This is a genomic window from Streptococcus sp. HCA-5024 (assembly GCF_037890265.1).
GTDB lineage: Bacteria > Bacillota > Bacilli > Lactobacillales > Streptococcaceae > Streptococcus > Streptococcus lingualis.
The window spans coordinates 196,830-220,648 of record NZ_JBBKBR010000002.1 but is presented as its reverse complement, the minus strand read 5'-3'; the positions used below and the strand labels follow the sequence as shown (position 1 = coordinate 220,648).

Genomic DNA, 23,819 nt, shown 5'->3' with positions numbered 1-23,819 from the left:
TAAATTTTCCGATCTACGATTGATTCCTTTTAATTTTTAGACACTTTGTACACCTCTATTCATTTTTTCTTCTAAAAAACTCTCACCTGCTCAGCAGATGAGAGAATTCAATTATTTAAAGATAGACGTTTTAAAACTATCAGTTTGTTGCAGCAATTTCTTAAAGATTTTTTCTTTCAGTGCAACCGTATTGTCAAATTTGACAGAACCGTTACTTAGAGTAGCCTTATCTTTATCAACCGCTTCAGCAAATGCACGTTTCAGGTCTTCATAGCTAGTGTAGGTTTTACCATCGATGTCAATAGCCTGAATTCCATTCTTGGCACTGGTCACAACTTCATTGAAGTAAGCTTTCTTCCAATCTTCAAGGGTACTGAATCTTCCATCAGAAATCTTTTGAATGATGTAATCATCCCCTAGAGTCGCATGGCCTGCTTGTTTGGATTCTTGTTTATACTTGTTTGAAGCATAGCCTAGGAAGCCTTTTTCATAGCCATAGTAACCCCAAATTCTGAAGGTGTTGTGTTTGAAGGACATAGCTCCAGGAGCCCCTTCACTGGTGTTCCCACCATAAATACCTGACATCATCGGCACGGTCACATAGGCTGAACCAAAGTCTGATGGATTATAGACTCCATTTCCTGGACCACGGTTGGTCATAAAGTTGTTAGTAATGAGGTCATCTACCGTATGCAAGGCGATGGCTTTTTCCTCATCACTCAAAGGACGTACCTTATCGAATTGATTCTTGGTATTAGCTCCTCGGTATTGTTTATCAACCTTCTTGAACCAAGCATTGTTTAAGTCCTTACTATGTTTGTCCAATACAGCTTCTCCTTCTAGGTAATCTAGAAGCATGAGCGTATCGTTATACCCTTTCATGTAGCGATCAATCTCATCACGTGATTGAAGATCGTTTGGATTGGTATTGTACCATTGGTTGCCATCGTTAGGACGTTCATAGGCCATGTTGAGACCTAAGGCTTTGTATTCACCATTTGGATTCGATACTGATGGTGTTTGGAGCATTCCTTGAGCAAATGCCTCAAGATCTGTTCCTTCACGGTGTCTCCAACCTCCTAAATAAACCATTCGGTCATTGACGTGCGTCGTTTCGTGCGTAAAGGCAGATACTCCAAAATCACTAATCATATCCGTCACCATGAAGAAGACAGAATCATCTTTATAAGGATTTCCATAGACGCGAGCAGTTGCTCCCATGCGCCAATCAGTCGCATGGTAACGATCGGTTGGTCCATACAATTCGCGAATTGGTGCTACATCTTTGCCACTATTAGTATGCCCATAACGGTCTGTACTAATGTCTTTATAGTTTTGATTATCAAGGACAGGTGTTGGAACCATATTATTGCTCTTCAACAGTTGATTACGAACCTTATCTAAAGATAGACGGGACCAGAAGTCCAAATAATTCTGCTGTTCTTTAGCAACCTTATCAATCTCAGCTTTGAAAGCCTTCCGATCTGCTTCTGTATTTTTACCATATTTTTCAAAGGAACTATAGGCCATGGTATTGTAGGTTGAAATCAAGAACATATGGGCATCTTTAAGATTCAAGAGTGGCAAGATCATTTTACCGTGCACGTCATTATTTAATCCTTCGTAAGCTCGATGTTTCTTATCGGCAAATTCAGGAGTCCTTGTTTTTGGCTCTACAATATAGACATTATCTTTGGTTGCTTTGATAAACCAATCATTCAAGTCTGTATCACTTGTAAAGAGTTCCATATTGTATTGCAAGAAATCATTGAGATTTCCAGAGCGAGTATGCTTAGCAACTACTTCACGGAAAGCATCGTGGGTACGAGTCCCTTTGATATAGTCTTCTTTTGAACCAATTTCAATCAAGCGGTCTAAGACATCAACATTCTTCCCGTAGAAATCTGGTTTGAACAACATGAGTTGCTTGATATTGAAGTTATCAAACTTCACTCCGTAATAACGATTGAGGTAAGTTAGACCAAGGAGAACTGCTGCCTTGTTGTCATCAATTTTCTTGATCAAAGCCCGTTTGGCAGCCTCATCTGTGTTTAATTGATGGTCCTCATTTTCAACCAACTGTTTCACAAAGTGGGTCAAATTGTCCTTCACCTCTTTGAAGGTTTCTTCAAGATAGAGGTTCTTAATGGCATTGACTTTATTTGGACCAGTTCTACCAAGGTGCGTGTAGATTGGATCCGATTGTAATTCTACAGGACTTAATTTTTCAACAATAGCACTAATTAGCTCAGTCCGGTCTTTGTCAACCATATTTGGCGTGTAGACCACTTCACCAAGTTCTGCTACACTGTACTCTTTCACTTGTTTGACTTTAGAATCTTTCGATGAAATGCTAAAGATATCTTTTGTCTTATCCGAGTAGTGGATCAGGATATGATCAGCATCCCCCAATTCAGTGACAAAATCATTGCCCTTCATGGCCGTCACAGACAAGACTTCCTTGGTCAAGAGAGGACTAGCCGCAGCCAATTTGTTTCCTTGGTCGACAATCCATTCTTTATTATAGAAAGGCTGTAATTTTGCTATATTGCGGTAAGCAAGTTCGCGAGCGGCGTCGTAGCCATCAATTGCCTTGTATTGATCGTCTTTGTTAACAAGGTTATTGAGTTTATCTTCAACAGGTTTCGTACTTTCAAATTTATCAGCAGTAATCCCCATTGCTTCAATTTTCTGCTCAGCTTCTGCAAGGGAAATGCTAGGGATTTTACGAGAGTTGTTATAGGTTTTCTTACCTTCACTCACGCCCTCCACACTGTAATTGCGTTTGGTTCTTGAATAGGTGAAGTAATCATCTGCATCAATATCCGAATGCCCGAAGACCATCTCACCTGTTTTGACTTTCATCATGGTGATGTTGTCTTCAATAGCCCCCAAGGCCCAGTTGGTCCCTAGTAATCCACCAGATTGGACCGCTTCTTTCAGTTCAATCGAACCTTTAGCAACTGAATTTCTGAGAACTCCTTCTCTACCTAGCGTATTGTTATTCCCACCATTTTGAGAAGAATAAACTAAACCTGCAGCTTTTGCTTTGTTACCAGTAATTTCAGCATCAACGTAAGCCTTTTCGACAATACCTTTCCAGTTCTCACCAACAACACCCGCTAGATAGCCACCTTTGTTGCCAGCAGCATGCAGTTTCCCGATAAAGGCAACATTGCTGACCTTCCCGCTACCATCAATTTTATTGACAATTCCTGCTACGTCATTGTTCCCGACAACACTTCCTATTACTTTAACGTTCTCAACAGTTGCATTGTTTTTGATGACACCTGCGATTGGTGCTACTCGATCTGTCCCAGGTAGGTCAATATTGACATTTTCAAGCAAGAGATTCTTAACCGAGCCACCTTCGATGTTACCAAATAATGGTCTTGTAATGTTATGGATGGCAAATGTATTTCCATCCGTACTTTCCAAAATTCCCTTGAAGGCATTGGTTACATAGGATTTTCCTGCTGGCTGGACATTAGTCGCATTCATATTGCTACCCAGTTTAAAGGTGCCAGTCGGATTGGCTTGCATAGCTTTTACAAGTTCGTTGAAATTGTAGTAGACATCACCTTCATGTGCTTTGGGTTTCGCAATATAGTGGACATAGTCCTCACTGAACTGGTTGTCCGCAGTCCGTTGAATGAGATCAGGAGCTTTGGCTGTTACTTTGTATAGGGTCACGCCATCTACCGTTACTTCTTCAATTTTATCAACGGCTAGTTTTGTAACCTTATTATCATGGGTGGTGACCTTTAAGTAGTAAGGCTTAACATTCGATGGTTTTTCAGACAAGAGACTACTATCGGTCTCATTTCCTTGGTCATCCACACTGATTAAGCTTGTTTCCTTAATATTTTTGACTTCGACTTTTTTAAGGTCGATTCTCAGTGGTTCTTCCTTAAGAACTTCTTCTTCGTCCCCATTTCCACGGTCATACACCATGGTCGTTGCGAGCGTATAATCCTTGTAGTAGTCCAAGTCCGCTAAAGCAGCTGCCAAGTCCGTCTCTGAAAGGGTCAGGGTTTTCACCACTTGATCACCCTTCTTCAATACAGCCTGGATGGACTTGATGGTCACACCGTCTGGTTTGTCCAAACGATAAGTAGCTTTAGCACTGCGCTTCAATTCTTCCTTATCGACCTGGGTCAAGGTCAAGGTTGGCTTGTCAAGTTCTTTGGCCCCTTGTTGAATGATCTGATCTTGCGCCTGTTCAACTACTTCTTCAGAAATCGTAGGAGCATCCGCCGTTTTACCCCCCTTGATGGTCTTGTAAACCTTGGTGATTTTCTTCTTCCCATTTTTACCGGCTTGAGAAACCCTTTCTGATCCTTTTAGCAAGGTGGCATCTTGTTCGGTTACCGTCTTAAATGGAATTTCCTCATACGAAACATCCTCTGTTTGGCCTTCAATCGCCTTAGTCCCACGACTAATTTTTTCTGTCACAGGAGCTTTTACCGTTTCAGTTGTCGTGCTCACGGGCTCGCCAATCTTCTCACCATTGACCGTCTTATAAACACGACGAATCTCCTGACTACCAGCCTCGCCTTTCTGAAGAAGGCTTTCTTCATCGGTGTAACGATTGGCATCCGTTACATACTCTGTTTCATATGGAAGGATTACCGTTTCTGTCTCTGTTACCGTCCCTTCCGTAACTTGATAGGTTGGATTCTCCGGTTGAACGGGAGCTTCGCCGACATGGCCTTCTTCCTGCGTTCCCTTAGCTTCCACCACACCTGTATAGGCTGGAGTCTCTGGTTGAACAGGAGCTTCACCGACATGACCTTCTTCCTGTGTTCCCTTGGCTTCTACTACACCTGTATAGGCTGGGTTCTCTGGTTGAACAGGAGCTTCGCCGACATGGCCTTCTTCCTGTGTTCCCTTAGCTTCCATCACACCTGTATAGGCTGGAGTCTCTGGTTGAACAGGAGCTTCGCCGACATGGCCTTCTTCTTGTGTCCCCTTGGCTTCCACCACACCTGTATAGGCTTGATTCTCTGGTTGAACAGGAGCTTCGCCGACATGGCCTTCTTCTTGTGTCCCCTTAGCCGTTACAACTGGAGAAGGGCTGGGTTGAGGGGTTGATTGGGCATCTTCTTTTGTCCCAACAGCAAGAATTTGTGAAACTGGTTCTTTGGTGACCTTGCTTTCGACTACTCTGCGAACTTCTTGTCCATCTACCACACTCACTTCCGTCAATATGGTACGCTCCCCATTTTGGCCAGCAGTCAGCACCTTGGTTTGCCCTTTGGCTAATGTAGGATCAGCTTGCTTGACGGTTTCAAATGGCACAGGCTCAGTAGAGACTTCCAGGCTTGGTTTTTCAACTTGAGGAAAGGCTGGAGCGACTTCTGGCGTCACACGCGCTTGTGCTTCCACTTGTGGAATACCTGTACTTGTTTTGATCGTTCCTTCTACAGAAGGTTTCGTTTCCTGCATAGCCTTTGGCTCTCGTAAGCTCGTCTTTTGGACTGACGGGTAGCGCAGATAGCCCACATAGTCATAGCCATCAATTTGAATCACACCATCTGCAAGATCTTCGCTCGATGCGATCGCAAGATCCTGGTTATAAGCGCGCAAAACTTGATTTTGTAGGGCTGCGACTTCAACTGGAAGTAGAAGACTTTGTCCCATGGCTCCAATCAAAAGGACGCCCATAACCTTCTTTCGGTGCTTTTTAGAAAGTAAGAGGACCGCAAAGGAAGCTGTGGCTAGACTTAGGCCAAATAGGGCGACTTCCTGACTTCCTGTTTGAGGAAGAACCGACTGAGTTGCTTCCTTCTTCTTATAGACGAGATAGAAAGTATCTTCATTTTGATATGCTTCAGGGATTGCATGAATCACCTGTGCTTTTTCTTCAGCAGTCAGCTCTTCTTCTGTCACATATCCTAAGTGCACATGAGCAGGTAGAGTCACCTGATCTGCTTTGACAGGACGAGCTCCTAACAAGCTTCCTCCTAATAAAAAGACTCCAATGGCTACCGGACCAACACCGACAGATAATTTTCGAATCGAATATTTGGTCATTTTTTCAAACGTTTGTTTCGCTTTTTTCATCCTAAAATTCCTATATAGTAATATTTAACCCTCAAGCAAGGACCTGATTGTTTTTAGAGAGGCTGGGATCCTTTCTAGAAATAAGAACCTTCCCGGGATTTTTTACCTTTACCTATCTTATCTTTTTTCTTCTATTTTAGCAAGCTCTAAAACTCAAAAAAATAAACCGTTTTCTTTATAGGAAGAAAGCAACACAAAAAACGCCTCGAAAGGCGTTTGTATTATAGATCTATTTATAAGGATTGGTACAAATCATTGTATCGTTGACTAGCCGTATCCCATGAGAAGTCACGCGTCATAGCTTGCTCTTGGAGACCATACCAAGCCTGTTTGTCATTGTAGTAGACAGCCAAGGCTTCATCAACCGCCCAGTTAAACCAATAACCAGACAAATTATTGAAACTAAAGCCTGTTCCACTTCCATCAACAGCATTATACGGTTGAACGGTATCACGAAGTCCACCGACTTCATGCACCAAAGGAAGGGTTCCATAACGCATGGCCATCATTTGAGAAAGGCCACACGGTTCAAAGCGACTTGGCATCAAGAAGACATCTGATGCTGCATAGATTTCTTGAGCCAATTGGACATCAAATGTGATATTCGCTGAAAGTTTATCTGGGTAGGCTTGACCAAACCAAGCAAAGGCATTTTCAAATCCAGGATCTCCTGTACCGAGCAAGACAATCTGAATATCCTTTTGCAAAAGTTGATGCAACTCTTCTACCACCACATCAAAACCTTTTTGACGTGTCAAACGAGAGACGATCCCAAACAAAGGAACATCATCGCGAACAGGTAGACCGACACGTTCTTGAAGAGCTCGTTTGCTAGCTGCTTTACCTGAAAGATCTGAGAGACTGAAGTGATACGTCAAGAGTGGATCCGTTTCAGGATTATACAGATCCGCATCAATCCCGTTAACAATTCCGGTCACCTTGCCAGACTCCATTCGAAGGATCTGATCCAAGCCACAACCATATTCAGCAGTCATAATCTCATGCGCATAGCTAGGAGAAACGGTTGTTACACGGTCAGCATATAGAATACCAGCTTTCATCCAGTTCAGGCAATCATTCCACCGAAGCGTTCCATCTGCATAGCGTTCAAATCCAACTCCGAAAAGATCCCACAACATTCCTGGGTCGAACTGACCTTGGAATTCCAAATTATGGATGGTCAATACTGTTTTAATTCCATGATAAGCTTGAATCCAACGGTATTTTTCCTTCAGCAAGAAAGGAATCATCGCCGTATGGTAATCATGGGCATGAAGAACATCTGGAATGAAGTCAACTCGTTCCATCGTTTCTAAGGCCGCGAGCTGGAAGAAGGCAAAGCGTTCGCCATCATCGAAGTCACCATACACATGTCCTCTAAAGAAATAGTGTTGATTATCAATAAAGTAAAAGGTGACGCCATCGCGCACAATGCGTTTCACACCAACATATTGACTTCTCCAGCCAACCTTGGTCTCAAAATGCAAGACATCTTCAATTTGATCTCCAAACTTAGCCTCTACCATATCATAGTAAGGGAGGATCACGCGCACATCATGACCACTTTTCGCTAAGGATTTAGGAAGAGCGCCAATAACGTCTCCCAAACCACCTGTTTTAGAAAACGGTGCTCCTTCAGCTGCAACAAATAATAGTTTCATTAGACAATATCCTCTGTAACAATCGTTCCTTTTTTAACCACGACAGGTGCTTCTTCTGTCCCACGAATCGTCACACCAGCAGCCACTTCGGCCCCCTTATCCAGGATGGCATGTTCGACGATTGCATTTTCATGAATGACAACACCAGGGAAAAGAAGACTACTACGGACTTCTGAACCTTGATGAAGGTGTACCCGGCGTGAAACAACAGAGCGTTCAACGGTTCCTTCTACAATACTACCCGAAGCAAATTGGGACGATTTGATATTTGAAGTCTTGGAATAATAAGTCGGCTCTTCATTCTTCACTTTTGTATACACCTTTTGATTTGGTGAAAAGAGCTTCATGAATTTTTGGTTTTCCAACATATCCAAGTTTGCTTGATAATAGGATTCAACTGAGTGAATATTTGCTAGGTAGCCTGTATATTCAAAAGCAAAAGCATTGTATTCCACCGCCAAATCACGCAAGATATAGCGCAATTTTTGTGGGTATTCTTTCTTAGCTTCTTCTTCTATTTTTTCAATCAACCAAGGAGTATCCACAATAAAGACATCTGTTGACATGTTGTATACTTCATCAGGATCCTTGCCATCAAAAAGTTTTTGCTCTGTAACATGGTCTGTTTCATCAATTTTCAAGACAGCATTGACTTCTGAGATGTCTTGCGGATGCAACTTTTTATAAACCACTGTAATCGGACGATCAATGGTATTATGAAGGTGGAAAATCTGATTGAGGTCAATATTCATTAATACATCACAGTTCAAAGCAACTGTTTGATTAGAACCAGACCGTTTCAAATAGGTCAATAATTGTTGGTAGTATTCTGGCCCTACCGTTGTATTTTCAACTGGAGTATTATAGATTCCGAGGTAATAGTGGCTCAATAAAGTAGACAAGCCCCACTCACGACCTGAACGAATATGGTCAAAGACCGAACTAATATTTTCTTGTTGGAAAATCCCAAAAACACTACGAATACCAGCATTTGCAAGACTAGACAATGGGAAGTCGATTAAGCGGTATTTCCCATCAAACGGTAGGGATGCTACCGGACGATGGCTAGTCAAAGTGGACATATCATGATACCCAACTGTATTTCCTAAAATGGCTGAATATTTATCAATCTTCATCTGTTGCTACCCCCACTTTTTCATTGTAACCGACAACTTGTACTTCCTCTGTTCCATCAATCACGACACCTTCTGCAATGACTGCGCCTTCTCCGATGATCGCGCGTTTTACGACAGCTCCTTTACCGATAATGGCATTGCTCATCACGACAGCATCTTCAACAACAGCTCCTTCACGAACTTGAGCTTCTGTTGATAAGATGGAGTGTTTGACTGTACCGTCTACCAAACAACCATCGACTACAAGAGAATCTTCGATGTGACCATGTTCTCCAAAGAAGTTTGGTGGTGAAATAAGGTTGCGTGAATAGATTTTCCAGTGACGATCGCGACTATCCAAGGCATTATTTGGATCGATATATTCCATATTGGCTTCCCAAAGAGACTCAATCGTACCAACGTCTTTCCAATAACCATTGAATTCATAAGCATAAACACTTTCGCCTGATTCTAGATACGTTGGAATGACATTTTTACCGAAGTCTGACATATCGATATCACTCTTTTCAGCAGCAACCAACATATTGCGCAGACGAGCCCAGTCAAAGATGTAAATCCCCATTGAAGCCTTAGTTGATTTTGGTTCAGCTGGTTTTTCTTCAAATTCGACAATCCGATTATTGGCATCTGTATTCATGATTCCAAAACGGCTTGCTTCCTTCAAAGGTACATCTAGGACTGCAACAGTCAAGCTTGCGTTATTATCCTTGTGTGCTTGAAGCATGTCATCGTAATCCATCTTGTAGATGTGGTCCCCAGATAGAATCAAGACATATTCCGGATTGATGCTATCGATATAGTCGATGTTTTGGAGAATGGCATGACTAGTTCCTTCGAACCACCGATTTCCTTCACTAGCTGAATAAGGTTGGAGAATAGACACACCCGTATTGATTCCATCCAAGCCCCAGCTGGAACCATTCCCAATATGGCTGTTAAGGGCAAGTGGTTGATACTGTGTAATCACACCAACATTGTGAATTCCTGAGTTGGCACAGTTTGAGAGAGCAAAATCGATAATCCGATAGCGCCCACCAAATTGAACCGCAGGTTTCGCGATGTTTTTGGTTAATTTTCCAAGACGTGTTCCTTGCCCTCCGGCAAGAATTAAAGCGAGCATTTCATTCTTCATTGACTACTTCCTCTTTTTAAAGCTTGGACTCCCTTAGAGTCAACCGATCATCATTTTTTATCTGATGTTTTAGATTTCGTTTTGCGAACCTTCCGTTTCACCTTCCAAATGCTAGCCCCTAAAGCCGGCAAAGTAAAGGTCAAGGTTTGTTCATAATCCTTCCACAGTCCATCTTGAGACTGGACTGTCGGATTGTGCTCTTTCCAGACACCTCCCCATTCTTCTAATTCTGTATTCCAAATTTCTTCATAGACCGCTGATATAGGCACACCAATCGTAAAGTCCTTGCGTTCTACTGGTGCCATATTAAAGACGCACACCAAAAGATCACCCTTACGATTTTTCCGGATCATAGACAAGACGCTCTGATCCCGGTTATCTGCATCAATAATCTCTAAGCCATCAAAGCTATCATCAATCTCCCACAATTCCTTGTGTTCTTTGTAGAAATGATTGAGCTGAGAAGTGAAACGACGCATCTTAGCATTCATTTCATCCTCTAGATTGCCCCATTCCAATTGCTCTTCTGACTTCCATTCCAAAAATTGACCAAATTCTGAACCCATAAAGAGTAATTTCTTACCTGGATGGCAAATCTGATAGGTCAAGAGGTTACGGAGTCCAGCAAATTGATTGTAACGATCTCCCCACATCTTATGCATCAAACTCTTCTTACCATGCACCACTTCATCATGTGAAAATGGTAGTAAGAAGTTTTCAGAAAATGCATACATGAAACTAAAGGTTACCAGGTTAAAGTCAAATTTCCGGTAGATGGGATCTTCTTCGTAGAATCGAAGGATATCATTCATCCACCCCATATTCCATTTATAGTCAAAGCCAAGTCCACCTTCTTCTTCAGGACCCGTGATCTTTTGACCAGCAGAACTTTCTTCTGCAATCATCATGACATCTGGGTGTTCGTTCTTGATAATCGCATTCAACCGTCTAAGGAAATGAACGCCTTCGTAGTTGAGGTTTCCACCATCAATATTTGGTGTCCATGGACCGCTATCGTAGTCAAGATAGAGCATATTGCTCACAGCATCGACCCGAATCCCATCTAAATGATAGGTATCAATCCAAAACTTCAAACTAGAAATCAAGAATGACTGGACTTGATTCTTCCCTAAATCGAAGTTCAAGGCTCCCCATCCGTAGTTATGAGCACGATGTTCATCCTGGTATTCAAAGGTTGGTGTTCCATCATAATAAGCCAAGGCATCATCATTGATAATGAAATGTCCTGGTACCCAATCCACGATCACTCCGATATTGTTGAGGTGGCATTCTTCCACGAAGTCTTGAAACTCTTCTGGGCTACCATAAGTCTGCTCGAGTGCAAAATATCCCATGAGCTGATAGCCCCAACTCAAGCCCAATGGATGGGCCATCACTGGCATAAATTCCACGTGGGTGTAGTTCATCTCCACCAAATATGGAATCAATTCTTCTTTTAGTTGTTTGAAGGTATAGGAACTGTGATCCTCATTACGTTTCCACGATCCTGCGTGAACCTCATAAATATTAACAGGTCGTTCCTTAAAACCAAGTTTTTTGCGGCGTGCTCTCCAGAGACCATCTTTCCAGTTTTTCTCTGGAATGGTCTTAATAATAGATCCTGTATTGGGTCTCTTTTCCATCCATAATGCTAGAGGATCGATTTTTTGCACCTGATGACCATTTTGTCGAGTCACCAAATACTTGTATATATCTCCCTCTTTTGCATCGGAACAGAAGACTTCCCAGACGCCTCCTTCATTACGAACCATTGGAATTTTACGAGCTTCCCAATCAGTGAAATCACCAATCAGATCCACCGCCTGAGCATTGGGAGCCCAAACACGGAAGGTAAAGCCTTCTTGTTCTCCCCTTGTTTCCTTGTGAGCTCCTAAGTACTCTTGAAGATGGAAATTATCCCCTCTTCCAAATGTCCATAAGTCTGTGCTTCTATCCATATACTCACCTCTTTGCTTTTTGAAAGCGTTTTCTATTTGGTATTATTCTACTATAAAATCACTTAATTTTCAAGTTGATTCCTGTAAAATCATGTAAAATTATCAGGAAAAGTTTTTCCATTTTCTTTCCCGAACCTTTTCGATCCTTCCTTGGTCATCCTCCTTATCTTACTTACGATTATACTATATATACGAGGAAAATCAAACAAAAACCGAACATTTAAATCACTATTTTTATTACTAACTAGTTTATTACGAATAAAATGAACATTTTTATGAACAATGTAAAAAAAGACTAAGACAGATTTGTCTTAGTCTTGTTGAATTCTTAGTCTACGTTCACGTATTCTTTTGAAAGTTCAAGAACTTCTTCCATTGTTGAACATTCAGTCAGAGCACGGTTAGCGTATTCTTGCATTTTAGCTGTGTCGAGTTTCTTCATCAAGCTACGTGTACGAAGGACAGATGTAGCTGACATAGAGAACTCATCCAAGCCCATTCCGACAAGAAGTGGAACAGCAGTTTGGTCACCGGCCATTTCACCACACATACCAGCCCATTTGCCTTCAGCGTGAGCCGCCTTGATCACGTTGTTGATCAAACGAAGGATAGATGGGTTATATGGTTGGTAAAGGTATGAAACTTGTTCGTTCATACGGTCAGCAGCCATTGTGTATTGGATCAAGTCGTTTGTACCAATTGAGAAGAAATCAACTTCCTTAGCAAATTGGTCCGCAAGCATCGCAGCAGCTGGGATTTCAATCATGATCCCTACTTGGATATCATCTGCCACAGCAACACCTTCAGCAAGCAATTTCGCTTTTTCTTCTTCAAGAATACCTTTAGCTGTACGGAACTCAGTCAACAAAGCAACCATTGGGAACATGATCCGCAATTTACCGTGGACAGATGCCCGAAGCAAGGCACGCAATTGTGTACGGAACATTTGATTACCAGTTTCAGAGATAGAAATACGCAAAGCACGGTAACCCAAGAATGGGTTCATTTCTTTAGGAAGATCGAAGTAAGGAAGTTCTTTATCCCCACCAATATCCATTGTACGAACGACAACAGGTTTACCGTTCATACCTTCAAGAACAGCTTTGTAGGCTTCGTATTGGTCATCTTCTGTTGGGAAGTCTTGAGAATCCATGTACAAGAATTCTGTACGATAGAGACCAACTGCCTCTGCACCATTATCGTTTACACCTTCAACGTCTTTAGGGGTACCGATGTTGGCAGCCAACTCGAAGTGTTTTCCATCAGCAGTCACTGTTTGAGCATCTTTAAGGAGAGCCCATTCAGCTTTTTGTTTGGCATAAGCTTCACCAGCTGCTTTGAAGGCTGCGATTTGTTCTTCAGTAGGGTTGATCACCACTTCACCAGTGATCCCTGAAACAGCCAAAACATCACCATCTTTGACAAGTTCTGTAATGTTATTTGTACCCAAAACAGCTGCGATTTCAAGTGTACGCGCCATGATAGCTGAGTGACTGGTACGTCCACCGATGTTAGTAACAAAGGCTTTTACGTACTTTTTGTTCAACTGAGCTGTATCAGATGGTGTCAAGTCATGCGCTACCACGATTGCTTCTTCATTGATAGAAGCAGGGTTTGGCAATTTCTTACCAAGCAAGTTGGCAAGGACACGTTTGGTAACGTCGCGAATGTCTGCTGCACGTTCTTGCATGTAAGGATTGTCTTCCATTCCTTCAAAGATTGCAATGAACATGTCAGTGACTTCTTTCAAGCCAGCCTCTGCATTGATTTTTTTCGTACGAATCGTTTCTTTGATCTGACCAATCATTTCAGGGTCAGCGAGAACCATCATATGCGCATCAAAAACTTGCGCTGCTTCTTCACCAAGGCTTGCTACTGCATTCTCCCGAATAAGAGAAAGCTCGTTTTGTGAAGCTTCAAGAGCTGCATCCAAACGAGCTTCTTCTGCACTTGTATCTTCGACTGAAACAGTCTCAAATGATAAGTCTGGTTGAATGAGCAAATATGCCTTAGCAACGGCAACACCGTCAGATGCTGCAATTCCTTTTAGCATTTTTGTCATATTTTTAAGCCAATCCTTCTTTAGTCATTGTTTCTGAAATAGCTGCGATTGCATCATCAGCGTCAGCACCTTCAGCAGAAATTACAACGTCAGCACCTTGACCAACACCAAGGCTCATAACACCCATGATTGATTTCAAGTTAACTGATTTACCTTTGTATTCAAGAGTGATGTCTGATGCAAATTTGCTAGCAGTTTGAACCAACAAAGTTGCTGGACGTGCGTGGATACCTGTTTCTGCCACGATGTGGAAATCTTTAGAAGCCATAATTGGACTCTCCTTTTAAAAAATAGTTTTTGAGTTACCTTTTGATAACCCTTACAATTTGGTATTATATCATCTTTTGAAATTTTTTTCAAGATTTTTATCACTGACTTACAGAAAAAGACTGCGAAAAATCCCAATTTAGATACATTCTAAGAAGTACCTGAAGAATGGAGAACAAATCTTTTCAATTTTCTACTATATTATAAGTAACATTTTCCTCCGCTTTCAAATAAAAAGAAGCAAGTGTACCACAGGATATTGATTCACAAAAAAATTATAACTAATTAAAGATGCTTTAAAGCCTATTCCTATCCCATTTCTTGGAATTTCTCAATTTCCGTTCACCACAATATATTGTGTTTTAAAAACCCCATTTCATATCTTTGCACAATATTTAGTTTTATTTTGTTGACAAGTTGCTGGATTTTGTTTATACTGTTTACAGATTTATATTTCGATAGGAGAACGAAAAAGAAATGGTAACCATTTATTCAAAAAATAATTGTGTTCAATGCAAAATGACCAAGCGATTCCTCGATAGCAATCATGTGGAATACCGCGAAATTAACTTAGATGAACAGCCAGAATTTGTAGAGCATGTTAAGAACCTTGGCTTCAATGCTGCTCCAGTTATTCAAACACCGGATGAAGTATTTTCTGGTTTTCAACCAGCTAAGTTGAAGAAACTTTCTTAATAAACACAGTATTTTGCTTAAATAGGGTCTAGCGTTAGCAACCTAACACTAGACTTTTTACTTGGAAAGAGAGGACTTCTCCTCTTCATTTTTTTGAACTAGAAAAGGATTATTATGGGATTAAAATCTCTTGAAGATGTGACGTATTTTCGTCTTAACAATGAAATCAACCGTCCAGTAAACGGCCAAATCATGCTTCATAAAGATAAAGAAGCTTTGGATGCGTTCTTTAAAGAAAATGTTGTACCAAATACTAAAACCTTTGACTCGATTACAGACAAGATTCAGTACCTTCTCGAGCACAATTACATTGAGAGAGCTTTTATCGAGAAATACCGTCCTGAATTTTTAGAGGAATTGGCCCAATTTATCAAAGATCAAAACTTCCAATTCAAGTCCTTCATGGCGGCCTACAAATTCTATAACCAATACGCTTTGAAAACAAATGATGGAGAATACTATCTTGAAAGCATGGAAGACCGTGTCTTTTTCAATGCTCTCTATTTTGCTGATGGAAATGAAGCTATCGCGCGAGACATCGCAAACGAAATTATCCACCAACGCTACCAACCAGCTACTCCTTCTTTCTTAAACGCTGGACGTGCCCGCCGTGGGGAATTGGTATCATGTTTCTTGATCCAAGTAACCGATGATATGAATGCGATCGGACGTTCCATCAACTCTGCCCTTCAACTGTCTCGTATCGGTGGTGGGGTTGGGATTTCTCTCAGCAACCTTCGTGAAGCTGGAGCACCAATCAAAGGGTATGAAGGAGCCGCTTCTGGAGTGGTTCCAGTTATGAAACTCTTCGAAGATAGCTTCTCTTACTCTAACCAATTGGGACAACGCCAAGGGGCTGGGGTGGTTTACCTCAACGTCTTCCACCCAGACATCATCGCCTTCCTTTCAACTAAGAAAGAAAATGCTGATGAAAAAGTTCGGGTGAAGACTCTCTCACTTGGGGTCGTCGTGCCAGACAAGTTCTACGAGTTGGCGCGTAAGAATGAAGAAATGTACCTCTTCAGCCCATACTCTGTGGAACGTGAATACGGAGTACCATTTAACTACATCGACATCACTGAAAAATACGATGAGTTGGTTGCTAATCCAAATATCCGCAAGACTAAAATTAAGGCACGTGATTTGGAAACTGAAATTTCTAAATTGCAACAAGAATCTGGCTATCCATATGTAGTCAACATTGATACTGCTAACCGGGCAAACCCTGTTGATGGAAAAATCATCATGAGTAACTTGTGTTCAGAGATCCTTCAAGTTCAAGAACCAAGCTTGATCAACGATGCCCAAGAATTTGTTCAAATGGGAACAGACGTCTCCTGTAACCTTGGTTCAACCAACGTAGTTAACATGATGACTTCACCTGATTTTGGTCGTTCGATTCGTGCCATGGTTCGTGCTTTGACCTTCGTTACAGATAGCTCTCATATCGTAGCCGTTCCAACTATTGACCACGGAAATAAACTGGCGCATACCTTTGGTCTTGGAGCCATGGGACTTCATAGCTACCTTGCCCAACAATTGATCGAATACGGATCACCGGAGTCTATTGAGTTTACGAGCATCTACTTCATGCTCATGAACTACTGGACTCTCGTAGAATCAAACAACATTGCGCGCGAACGTGGTGTTACCTTCCACAACTTCGAAAAATCTGATTATGCCAATGGTACTTACTTTGATAAGTACACGACTGGAGAATTTGTACCAAAATCTGATCGCGTCAAAGAACTCTTTAAAGATATCTTTATCCCAAGTGCTGAGGATTGGGCAGAACTGCGTGCTAAAGTTCAAGCAGATGGTCTTTACCACCAAAACCGCCTAGCTGTCGCACCAAATGGATCTATCAGCTACATCAATGACGTATCTGCTTCTATCCACCCAATTACACAACGGATTGAAGAACGCCAAGAGAAGAAAATCGGTAAGATCTACTACCCTGCAGCAGGATTGTCAACGGAAACGATTCCTTACTACACTTCTGCCTACGACATGGATATGCGAAAAGTCATCGATGTCTATGCTGCTGCAACTGAGCATGTAGACCAAGGTCTTTCACTGACTCTCTTTATGCGCAGCGATATTCCAAAGGGTCTTTACGAATGGAAAACTGAAAACAAACAAACCACTCGTGACTTGTCTATCCTTCGGAACTACGCCTTTAACAAGGGTATCAAGTCTATCTACTACGTCCGTACCTTTACAGATGATGGTGGAGAAGTTGGCGCCAACCAATGTGAAAGCTGTGTCATCTAATCCGCTATCCTAGATAGCTATCAAAAGTCGGTTCGCCGACTTTTTGTGCGGTATTCTATCAATTTATGGTAGAATAGTAACGATTGAATGAATAGAAAAAGAAAGTGATGCAAATGGAAACATACTACAAAGCCATTAACTGGAATGCGATCGAAGATGTCATCGATAAATCGACCTGGGAAAAACTGACAGAGCAATTCTGGTTGGATACACGTATCCCTTTGTCAAACGACTTGGATGACTGGAGAAAGTTATCTAATAAAGAAAAAGACCTAGTTGGTAAAGTCTTTGGGGGATTAACTCTTCTAGATACCATGCAATCTGAAACAGGTGTTCAAGCCCTTCGTGCGGATATTCGTACTCCCCATGAAGAAGCTGTCTTTAACAACATCCAATTTATGGAATCTGTCCATGCTAAGTCATACTCTTCTATCTTTTCTACTTTGAATACCAAGTCAGAAATCGAAGAGATTTTCGAATGGACCAACACCAATCCTTTCCTTCAAAGGAAGGCAGAAATCATCAACGAAATCTATCTCAATGGGACTCCCCTTGAAAAGAAAGTCGCCAGCGTTTTCCTTGAGACCTTCCTCTTCTACTCTGGTTTCTTCACACCTCTCTACTATCTTGGAAACAACAAATTGGCCAACGTAGCTGAGATCATCAAGTTGATCATTCGGGACGAATCAGTTCACGGAACCTATATCGGCTACAAGTTCCAACTTGGATTTAACGAATTACCAGAAGAAGAACAAGAAAAACTCAAAGAATGGATGTATGACCTGCTCTATACCCTCTATGAAAATGAAGAAGGCTATACAGAGAGCCTCTATGACGGTGTGGGCTGGACAGAGGAAGTCAAGACCTTCCTTCGCTACAATGCTAATAAAGCCCTCATGAACTTGGGACAAGATCCACTCTTCCCAGACTCAGCGGATGACGTCAACCCAATCGTTATGAACGGAATCTCAACCGGTACATCTAACCACGACTTCTTCTCTCAAGTCGGAAATGGTTACCTTCTCGGTGAAGTAGAAGCCATGCAGGATGACGATTACAATTACGGACTATAAGAAGAAAAACCTTTCCGTTTGGAAAGGTTTTTAAATGTAGACAACCTATTGTTTTACATAAAACAGATAGATGATTTTCAAAAAATGACTTTTATTTTTTAAAGATTAAAAACTTTCCGCCGTGAGAAAAGTGTCTGAGACATAGTAGTCTCAGACACTCGGAATTCTTGAGACCTTAGTCTCAAGAATTAGTCATGGAACTTCGTAGAAGTTCGCTGACGTCCGTACTCACCTAAGGAAAGTTTTTCAGAAGACTTTATCTTCAATCTGAAACCTTTCCAGACGGAAAGGTTTTTTTGTTGCAATCTTTTTCTAATTGGATCTGCTTCTTTTTTGAAAAAAGAGGTTGAACAAACATCCAACCTCTTCGATAATTACAATTTACCTGCTACAGCATCCAACAATTCTTGGATCTTGGCTTGGTTGCTTCCTCCTGCCATGGCCATGTCTGGTTTACCACCACCACGTCCATCGACGATTGGAGCCAATTCTTTGATCACATTACCTGCATGCACATCTTTTGTCTTGCTGGCTACAAGGACATTGACCTTGTCACCGATGGCTGCGACAAGAACAAGCACATCAGAGTAATCTTTTTGTTTCCAGTTATCCGCAAAGGTACGAAGGGCACCTGCATCTGATACAGAAACTTGGCTGGCAATGTAACGGTGTCCGTTTGCTTCTTGAACATTCTTGAAGACATCACCTGCTGCCGCTGCTGCTGCTTTTTCCTTCAATTCTGCATTTTCTTTTTGCAATTGACGGAGTTGTTCTTGAAGACCTTCCACCTTGTGAGGGACTTCTTTGAGTTGAGGAGCTTTCAAAGTTGCTGCGACTGCTTTCAGAGCATCTTCTTGTTCACGATAAGCTTCAAAGGCTTCCTTACCAGTCACTGCCAAGATACGACGAGTTCCTGATCCGATCCCTTCTTCTTTGACAATCTTGAAGAGACCAATTTCAGAAGTGTTACCTACGTGAGTACCACCACAGAGCTCAACAGAGTAATCACCAATAGTGACAACACGGACTTCCTTACCGTATTTCTCACCAAAGAGGGCCATGGCTCCCATTTCTTTAGCAGTATCGATATCTGTTTCAATTGTTTCGACTGCGATCGCTTCCCAAATCTTTTCATTGACTTGTTGTTCAATAGCTCGCAATTCTTCAGGAGTTACGGCTTGGAAGTGGGTAAAGTCAAAGCGAAGGAATTCTACTTCGTTGAGAGATCCTGCTTGGGTTGCATGGTTACCAAGGATATTGTGAAGAGCCGCATGGAGCAAGTGAGTCGCAGTGTGGTTCTTCATGACACGATGACGACGATTGGTATCGATCGCCAAGGTGTATTCTTGGTTCAAGGCAAGAGGAGCAAGAACTTCAACAGTATGAAGTGGTTGTCCATTTGGTGCTTTTTGAACATCTGTCACTGTCGCTACGACGTTTCCTGCAGCATCCAAGATTTGACCATGGTCCGCAACTTGTCCACCCATTTCAGCATAGAATGGAGTTTCTGCAAAGATCAGTGATGCAGTCCCTTCAGATACAGCTTCTACTTCTGCATTGTCCGCTACAATAGCCACCAACTTAGAAGGCAATTGGCTAGCATTGTAGTTGAAGCTACTTTCAACTGTAATGTTTTGAAGGGTTTCATTTTGCATCCCCATGGATCCGCCTTTAACAGCTGATGCACGCGCACGTTCTTGTTGTTCCTTCATGGCTGCTTCAAAACCTTCACGGTCGACTGTCATACCTGCTTCTTCTGCGATTTCTTCTGTCAATTCCACTGGGAATCCGTATGTATCATAGAGTTTGAAGACATCTTGACCAGCAATCACTGTTTGACCTTTGGCTTTCAAGTCTTCAACGATGGTTTGGGCAAAGTGTTGACCAGAGTTCAAGGTACGAGCAAATGATTCTTCTTCACTCTTGATAATTTTTTCGATAAAGTCTTGTTTTTCAAGTACTTCTGGGTAGTAGCTTTCCATGATCTTCCCAACGGTTGGAACCAATTTATACAAGAAGGTTCCTTCAATCCCCAATTTTTGACCATGCATGGAAGCACGACGGAGGAGACGACGAAGAACGTAACCGCGTCCTTCATTACCTGGAAGAGCCCCATCTCCAATCGCAAATGAAAGCGAACGGATGTGGTCAGCAATCACCTTGAAGCTCATATTATCGCCATCTGGATCATAGGTTTTACCAGACATCTTTTCCACTTCACGGATGATCGGCATGAAGAGGTCTGTTTCAAAGTTAGTCTTCGCCCCTTGGATAACGGCTACCAAACGTTCCAAACCTGCGCCCGTATCAATGTTCTTGTGTGGTAATTCCTTGTATTCGCTACGAGGAACTGCTGGGTCAGCGTTAAATTGTGACAAGACAATGTTCCAGATTTCGATGTAACGGTCGTTTTCGATATCTTCCGCAAGCAGACGAAGACCGATGTTTTCAGGGTCAAAGGCTTCTCCACGGTCAAAGAAGATTTCTGTATCTGGTCCAGAAGGTCCCGCACCGATCTCCCAGAAATTGTCTTCGATTGGGATCAAGTGACTTGGATCTACACCAACAGCGATCCAACGGTTGTATGAATCCTTGTCGTCAGGGTAATAGGTCATGTAAAGTTTGTCTTTAGGGAAATCAAACCATTCCGGACTTGTCAAAAGCTCATAAGCCCACGTAATGGCTTCATCACGGAAGTAATCTCCAATAGAGAAGTTCCCCAACATTTCAAACATGGTATGGTGACGGGCAGTCTTCCCTACGTTTTCGATATCGTTGGTACGGATGGCTTTTTGAGCATTGGTAATCCGTGGATTTTCAGGTTTGATGGTTCCGTCGAAGTATTTCTTAAGAGTGGCAACCCCTGAGTTAATCCACAAAAGCGTTGGGTCGTTTACTGGAACCAAGCTAACAGATGGTTCTACAGAGTGACCTTTGCTTGCCCAGAAATCAAGCCACATTTGACGGACTTGTGCACTAGATAATTGTTTCATATTTTTCTCCTAATTTTTTTAAGCTTAATTTGCGCCAGCTTCTAACATTTCGACATAATCGATGGCGACACAAAGTGAGATGACTAAATCAGCGTATTCATCCTCATAGACCGATACTTGGTAGGTAGAGGTTAGATGAAAGAGTTCCTTGCTAATCTCAGCGACGATTTGATCCCGATCATCGAATAATTTGAATTCTAGGTCCCAGATATTTCCTTGTACCCGAAGTCCCAAATCTTCGATATCGTATTTATCCCTGAAGAGCGTCAGTTTTTTATGGATAAAAAAGCGGTCCCCATCCTTCAACTCAACCACAAACTTAGGAAGAAGGCTGATTGTTTTTTTAACGATGTGGCTCACTTCTTGTCCATTCTTATCGTAGATGGTAAAAGTCTTGGGAATCTTAAGAAAAGATCCCTCAACCTGGTACTCAACATTTCCCAACTCATCTTTGATATCGAACCGCTCGCCACCCAATCGAAATTTTTGTTTCACTTGATAGGTTCGCATCTTTTGATCTCCTTTAAAAAGCTCCAGACAACTGCCCATAAACAAAAAACAAGCCACTAAACGAAGGGCGAAAAACCGCGGTACCACCTTCATTCAATGAACTTGTCATTCTTCATTTTATATGCAATTGTCTCAGCCGAGTAGCAAAATCATTTCTCTTCCATGGCTCGCACCCCCGCCACTTCTCTGATTCCGAGTAACAATGATTTATTCTCAACTATTTCATTATACAAGTTCCAAAAGGAACCGTCAACTATTTTTTAGATGATGAGCTGCTATCGCTCGTTTGAACACCGATATTTTGCAAATATTGGTTAAATGTTGATTTGAAAGCATCATCTTTGACCTTGATATTGGCATTGGTCATCGCTTTTGCAATAACGCTACGGATGAAATTGGTATCTTGCTTACGACCGTCAACAATGATCTCTTTCAAACGTTTTTCGTATTTCTTCCAGTCAGAGCCTTTTTCTGTCTTCTTATTCAATTTGACAATATAGTAGCTAGCAGAATAGTTTTGACCTGCTGAAACTGTGATCACATCTGAAATGCCGTTTTCATCCAATTTAAAGGCAGCTTCTTTGACTTGAGATGGGATACCTGCTGTTCCTGAATCGAACTTGACTTCGCCACCTTTGTCTTTTGTAGCAGTATCTGTTGAATTGTCTTTGGCGATTTGGGCAAAGTCTGCACCTTCCGCTTTAGCAGCTTCCAACACTTCTTTTGCTTTATCTTCTGAATCTAACTTGATAATTTGTGCTGTTACTTCTGGTGTGTAAGATTCAAAAGCTGCCTTGTAGTCAGACTCTTTGATATCTTTCTTAGCCGCTTGGTTGACTGCATATTCCAACAACATATTGCTACGGATTTGTTTCTTCGCTGTTTCTTCCGTCAAGCCTTGTTGCGCCAAGTATGCATCGAATTGGTTGCCTAATTGTTTCTTTTGTTTAGCCAATTCTTTATCGACTTCTTTATCAGAAACTTTTGATCCATATTCTTTTTCAAAGACTTTATTGATGGTCATTTGGAAAAGAACTTGTTGAGCACCTTGGTTGGTTTTGATTTCATTATAGAAATCAGAAACTGTGATCGTGTCCCCTTTCATGGTCACGATATCTTTGTTTGTGCCATTGGCACACGCTGCTAGTGTTACGACTGATAGCAAGGTCACAGCACCCGCTACAAGTTTTTTCTTCATGAAAATTATTCTCCGTTCCTTTTTAAACTTCTTCTATTTTACCACAAATTAGAGAGAATACCTTAAATTTACCTAAAAAGAGCTAGGATCTGGCAAGGTTACCGTCTCTGCATTTTTCCGAATCATCAAAATACCATCTCCAAGTGGCACCAAACTAGCGGTCAAATCTGGATGATTGAGAGTCGCATGAAAGAGATTCTGAAGCCCCCGGTAAATGGTTCGTTGCCCACGACGCACTTCCATGATGTCCTTGGCAACATCTCCTCCTTGGAAAATATCATCCAGTACCACGATTCCCCCAACCTCTAAGAGTTCGAGAATTCGTGGCAAAAAGACGATGTATTTAGACTTAGCAGAGTCCATAAAGACAAAGTCATAAGTCTCTGTTAAATCCTGCAAGACATCTACTGCATCTCCTTCAAGCAAGGTGATTTGTTTTCTTTGATCGTATTTAGCCAGATTTTCCTTGGCAAAGCCAATCATTTCTTCATTCCGATCAATAGTGGTAATTTGTGCATGGGGAGCATATTCAGCCATTAAGAGAGCTGAAAATCCAATTGCTGTCCCAATTTCAAGGATTTTCTTTGGTTGTAAAGCTTGCAAGAGTAGTCTAAAGTATGCTACCGTTTCATGCGGGATGATCGGAATATTTTCCTTGCGGGCGAATGCTTCTAATTCCTTCAGGGCACCAGCTACCGGCCTTTGACGGGTCCGCATAAAGTCAACGATCTCGTCTTTAACGACTGGCCGACGCATATTGTGGTTGGCGTTTTTACTATAAGACTCTACCATT

14 protein-coding genes are annotated in these 23,819 nt (G+C 41.8%); 3 read left to right on the top strand and 11 right to left on the bottom strand.

All coding sequences use genetic code 11. From position 1 onward, the window contains the following. Positions 1–111 precede the first annotated feature (111 nt). From WKT08_RS04640 to WKT08_RS04610, 7 genes are all read right to left on the bottom strand, one after another. Entirely contained in the window at positions 112–6,066 is a 5,955-nt protein-coding gene (locus WKT08_RS04640) for a ZmpA/ZmpB/ZmpC family metallo-endopeptidase (RefSeq protein ID WP_340280396.1), read from the bottom strand. 233 nt (positions 6,067–6,299) lie between these two features. Continuing rightward, complete coding sequence (gene glgA / locus WKT08_RS04635; RefSeq protein ID WP_003006424.1) at positions 6,300–7,727, bottom strand: glycogen synthase GlgA; 1,428 nt, start codon at positions 7,725–7,727, stop codon at positions 6,300–6,302. After that, positions 7,727–8,863: a glucose-1-phosphate adenylyltransferase subunit GlgD gene (glgD, locus tag WKT08_RS04630; RefSeq protein WP_340280393.1), complete on the bottom strand. Its 1,137-nt coding sequence runs from the start codon at positions 8,861–8,863 to the stop codon at positions 7,727–7,729. Before glgD ends, glgA begins: the two co-directional genes overlap by 1 nt. Next, the gene (locus tag WKT08_RS04625; protein ID WP_003012110.1) at positions 8,853–9,995 is read right to left on the bottom strand and encodes a glucose-1-phosphate adenylyltransferase; all 1,143 of its coding nucleotides are present in this window, start codon (positions 9,993–9,995) and stop codon (positions 8,853–8,855) included. Before WKT08_RS04625 ends, glgD begins: the two co-directional genes overlap by 11 nt. A gap of 50 nt (positions 9,996–10,045) precedes the next feature. Then, positions 10,046–11,953, bottom strand: a complete 1,908-nt coding sequence (gene glgB / locus WKT08_RS04620; RefSeq protein ID WP_049506438.1) for a 1,4-alpha-glucan branching protein GlgB — start codon at positions 11,951–11,953, stop codon at positions 10,046–10,048. A gap of 328 nt (positions 11,954–12,281) precedes the next feature. Continuing rightward, positions 12,282–14,015, bottom strand: a complete 1,734-nt coding sequence (gene ptsP, locus WKT08_RS04615; RefSeq protein WP_049474827.1) for a phosphoenolpyruvate--protein phosphotransferase — start codon at positions 14,013–14,015, stop codon at positions 12,282–12,284. A gap of 4 nt (positions 14,016–14,019) precedes the next feature. After that, on the bottom strand, positions 14,020–14,283 hold the full coding sequence (locus WKT08_RS04610) for a phosphocarrier protein HPr (RefSeq protein WP_003006411.1): 264 nt from the start codon (positions 14,281–14,283) through the stop codon (positions 14,020–14,022). Between the two features lie 476 nt (positions 14,284–14,759). Between WKT08_RS04610 and nrdH the strand changes: the two genes are divergently transcribed. The 3 genes from nrdH to nrdF all read left to right on the top strand — a co-directional run bounded on the left by nrdH (position 14,760) and on the right by nrdF (position 18,325). Beyond that, complete coding sequence (gene nrdH / locus WKT08_RS04605) at positions 14,760–14,978, top strand: glutaredoxin-like protein NrdH (RefSeq protein ID WP_003006408.1); 219 nt, start codon at positions 14,760–14,762, stop codon at positions 14,976–14,978. 114 nt (positions 14,979–15,092) lie between these two features. Continuing rightward, positions 15,093–17,252 carry a class 1b ribonucleoside-diphosphate reductase subunit alpha gene (nrdE, locus tag WKT08_RS04600; RefSeq protein WP_031573442.1) on the top strand — a complete coding sequence of 720 codons (2,160 nt, stop codon included), beginning with the start codon at positions 15,093–15,095 and terminating at the stop codon, positions 17,250–17,252. A gap of 113 nt (positions 17,253–17,365) precedes the next feature. Further along, positions 17,366–18,325 carry a class 1b ribonucleoside-diphosphate reductase subunit beta gene (gene nrdF, locus WKT08_RS04595; protein WP_031573445.1) on the top strand — a complete coding sequence of 320 codons (960 nt, stop codon included), beginning with the start codon at positions 17,366–17,368 and terminating at the stop codon, positions 18,323–18,325. Positions 18,326–18,699: 374 nt separating this feature from the next. Here the strand turns inward: nrdF and alaS are convergent, their stop codons facing one another. The 4 genes from alaS to WKT08_RS04575 all read right to left on the bottom strand — a co-directional run bounded on the left by alaS (position 18,700) and on the right by WKT08_RS04575 (position 23,818). Next, positions 18,700–21,318 carry an alanine--tRNA ligase gene (gene alaS / locus WKT08_RS04590; protein ID WP_004219906.1) on the bottom strand — a complete coding sequence of 873 codons (2,619 nt, stop codon included), beginning with the start codon at positions 21,316–21,318 and terminating at the stop codon, positions 18,700–18,702. A gap of 24 nt (positions 21,319–21,342) precedes the next feature. Then, positions 21,343–21,828, bottom strand: coding sequence for an LURP-one-related/scramblase family protein (locus tag WKT08_RS04585; RefSeq protein WP_070589439.1), 486 nt, complete (start codon positions 21,826–21,828; stop codon positions 21,343–21,345). A gap of 253 nt (positions 21,829–22,081) precedes the next feature. Continuing rightward, positions 22,082–23,026 (bottom strand): peptidylprolyl isomerase PrsA, encoded by a 945-nt coding sequence (gene prsA, locus WKT08_RS04580; protein ID WP_340280384.1) that lies wholly within the window; start codon positions 23,024–23,026, stop codon positions 22,082–22,084. A 72-nt stretch (positions 23,027–23,098) separates the two neighbouring features. Further along, a complete protein-coding gene (locus WKT08_RS04575; RefSeq protein ID WP_340280382.1) occupies positions 23,099–23,818 on the bottom strand; it encodes an O-methyltransferase in 720 nt (239 codons plus the stop codon). Position 23,819: the final 1 nt, after the last annotated feature.

Coding starts and splice junctions, on each gene's coding strand:
- WKT08_RS04625 (WP_003012110.1), bottom strand. CDS start 9,995: ATGAAGAATGAAATGCTCGCTTTAATTCTTGCCGGAGGGCAAGGAACA.
- prsA (WP_340280384.1), bottom strand. CDS start 23,026: ATGAAGAAAAAACTTGTAGCGGGTGCTGTGACCTTGCTATCAGTCGTA.
- WKT08_RS04640 (WP_340280396.1), bottom strand. CDS start 6,066: ATGAAAAAAGCGAAACAAACGTTTGAAAAAATGACCAAATATTCGATT.
- glgA (WP_003006424.1), bottom strand. CDS start 7,727: ATGAAACTATTATTTGTTGCAGCTGAAGGAGCACCGTTTTCTAAAACA.
- nrdE (WP_031573442.1), top strand. CDS start 15,093: ATGGGATTAAAATCTCTTGAAGATGTGACGTATTTTCGTCTTAACAAT.
- ptsP (WP_049474827.1), bottom strand. CDS start 14,015: ATGACAAAAATGCTAAAAGGAATTGCAGCATCTGACGGTGTTGCCGTT.
- alaS (WP_004219906.1), bottom strand. CDS start 21,318: ATGAAACAATTATCTAGTGCACAAGTCCGTCAAATGTGGCTTGATTTC.
- glgD (WP_340280393.1), bottom strand. CDS start 8,863: ATGAAGATTGATAAATATTCAGCCATTTTAGGAAATACAGTTGGGTAT.
- WKT08_RS04575 (WP_340280382.1), bottom strand. CDS start 23,818: ATGGTAGAGTCTTATAGTAAAAACGCCAACCACAATATGCGTCGGCCA.
- WKT08_RS04585 (WP_070589439.1), bottom strand. CDS start 21,828: ATGCGAACCTATCAAGTGAAACAAAAATTTCGATTGGGTGGCGAGCGG.
- glgB (WP_049506438.1), bottom strand. CDS start 11,953: ATGGATAGAAGCACAGACTTATGGACATTTGGAAGAGGGGATAATTTC.
- nrdF (WP_031573445.1), top strand. CDS start 17,366: ATGGAAACATACTACAAAGCCATTAACTGGAATGCGATCGAAGATGTC.
- WKT08_RS04610 (WP_003006411.1), bottom strand. CDS start 14,283: ATGGCTTCTAAAGATTTCCACATCGTGGCAGAAACAGGTATCCACGCA.
- nrdH (WP_003006408.1), top strand. CDS start 14,760: ATGGTAACCATTTATTCAAAAAATAATTGTGTTCAATGCAAAATGACC.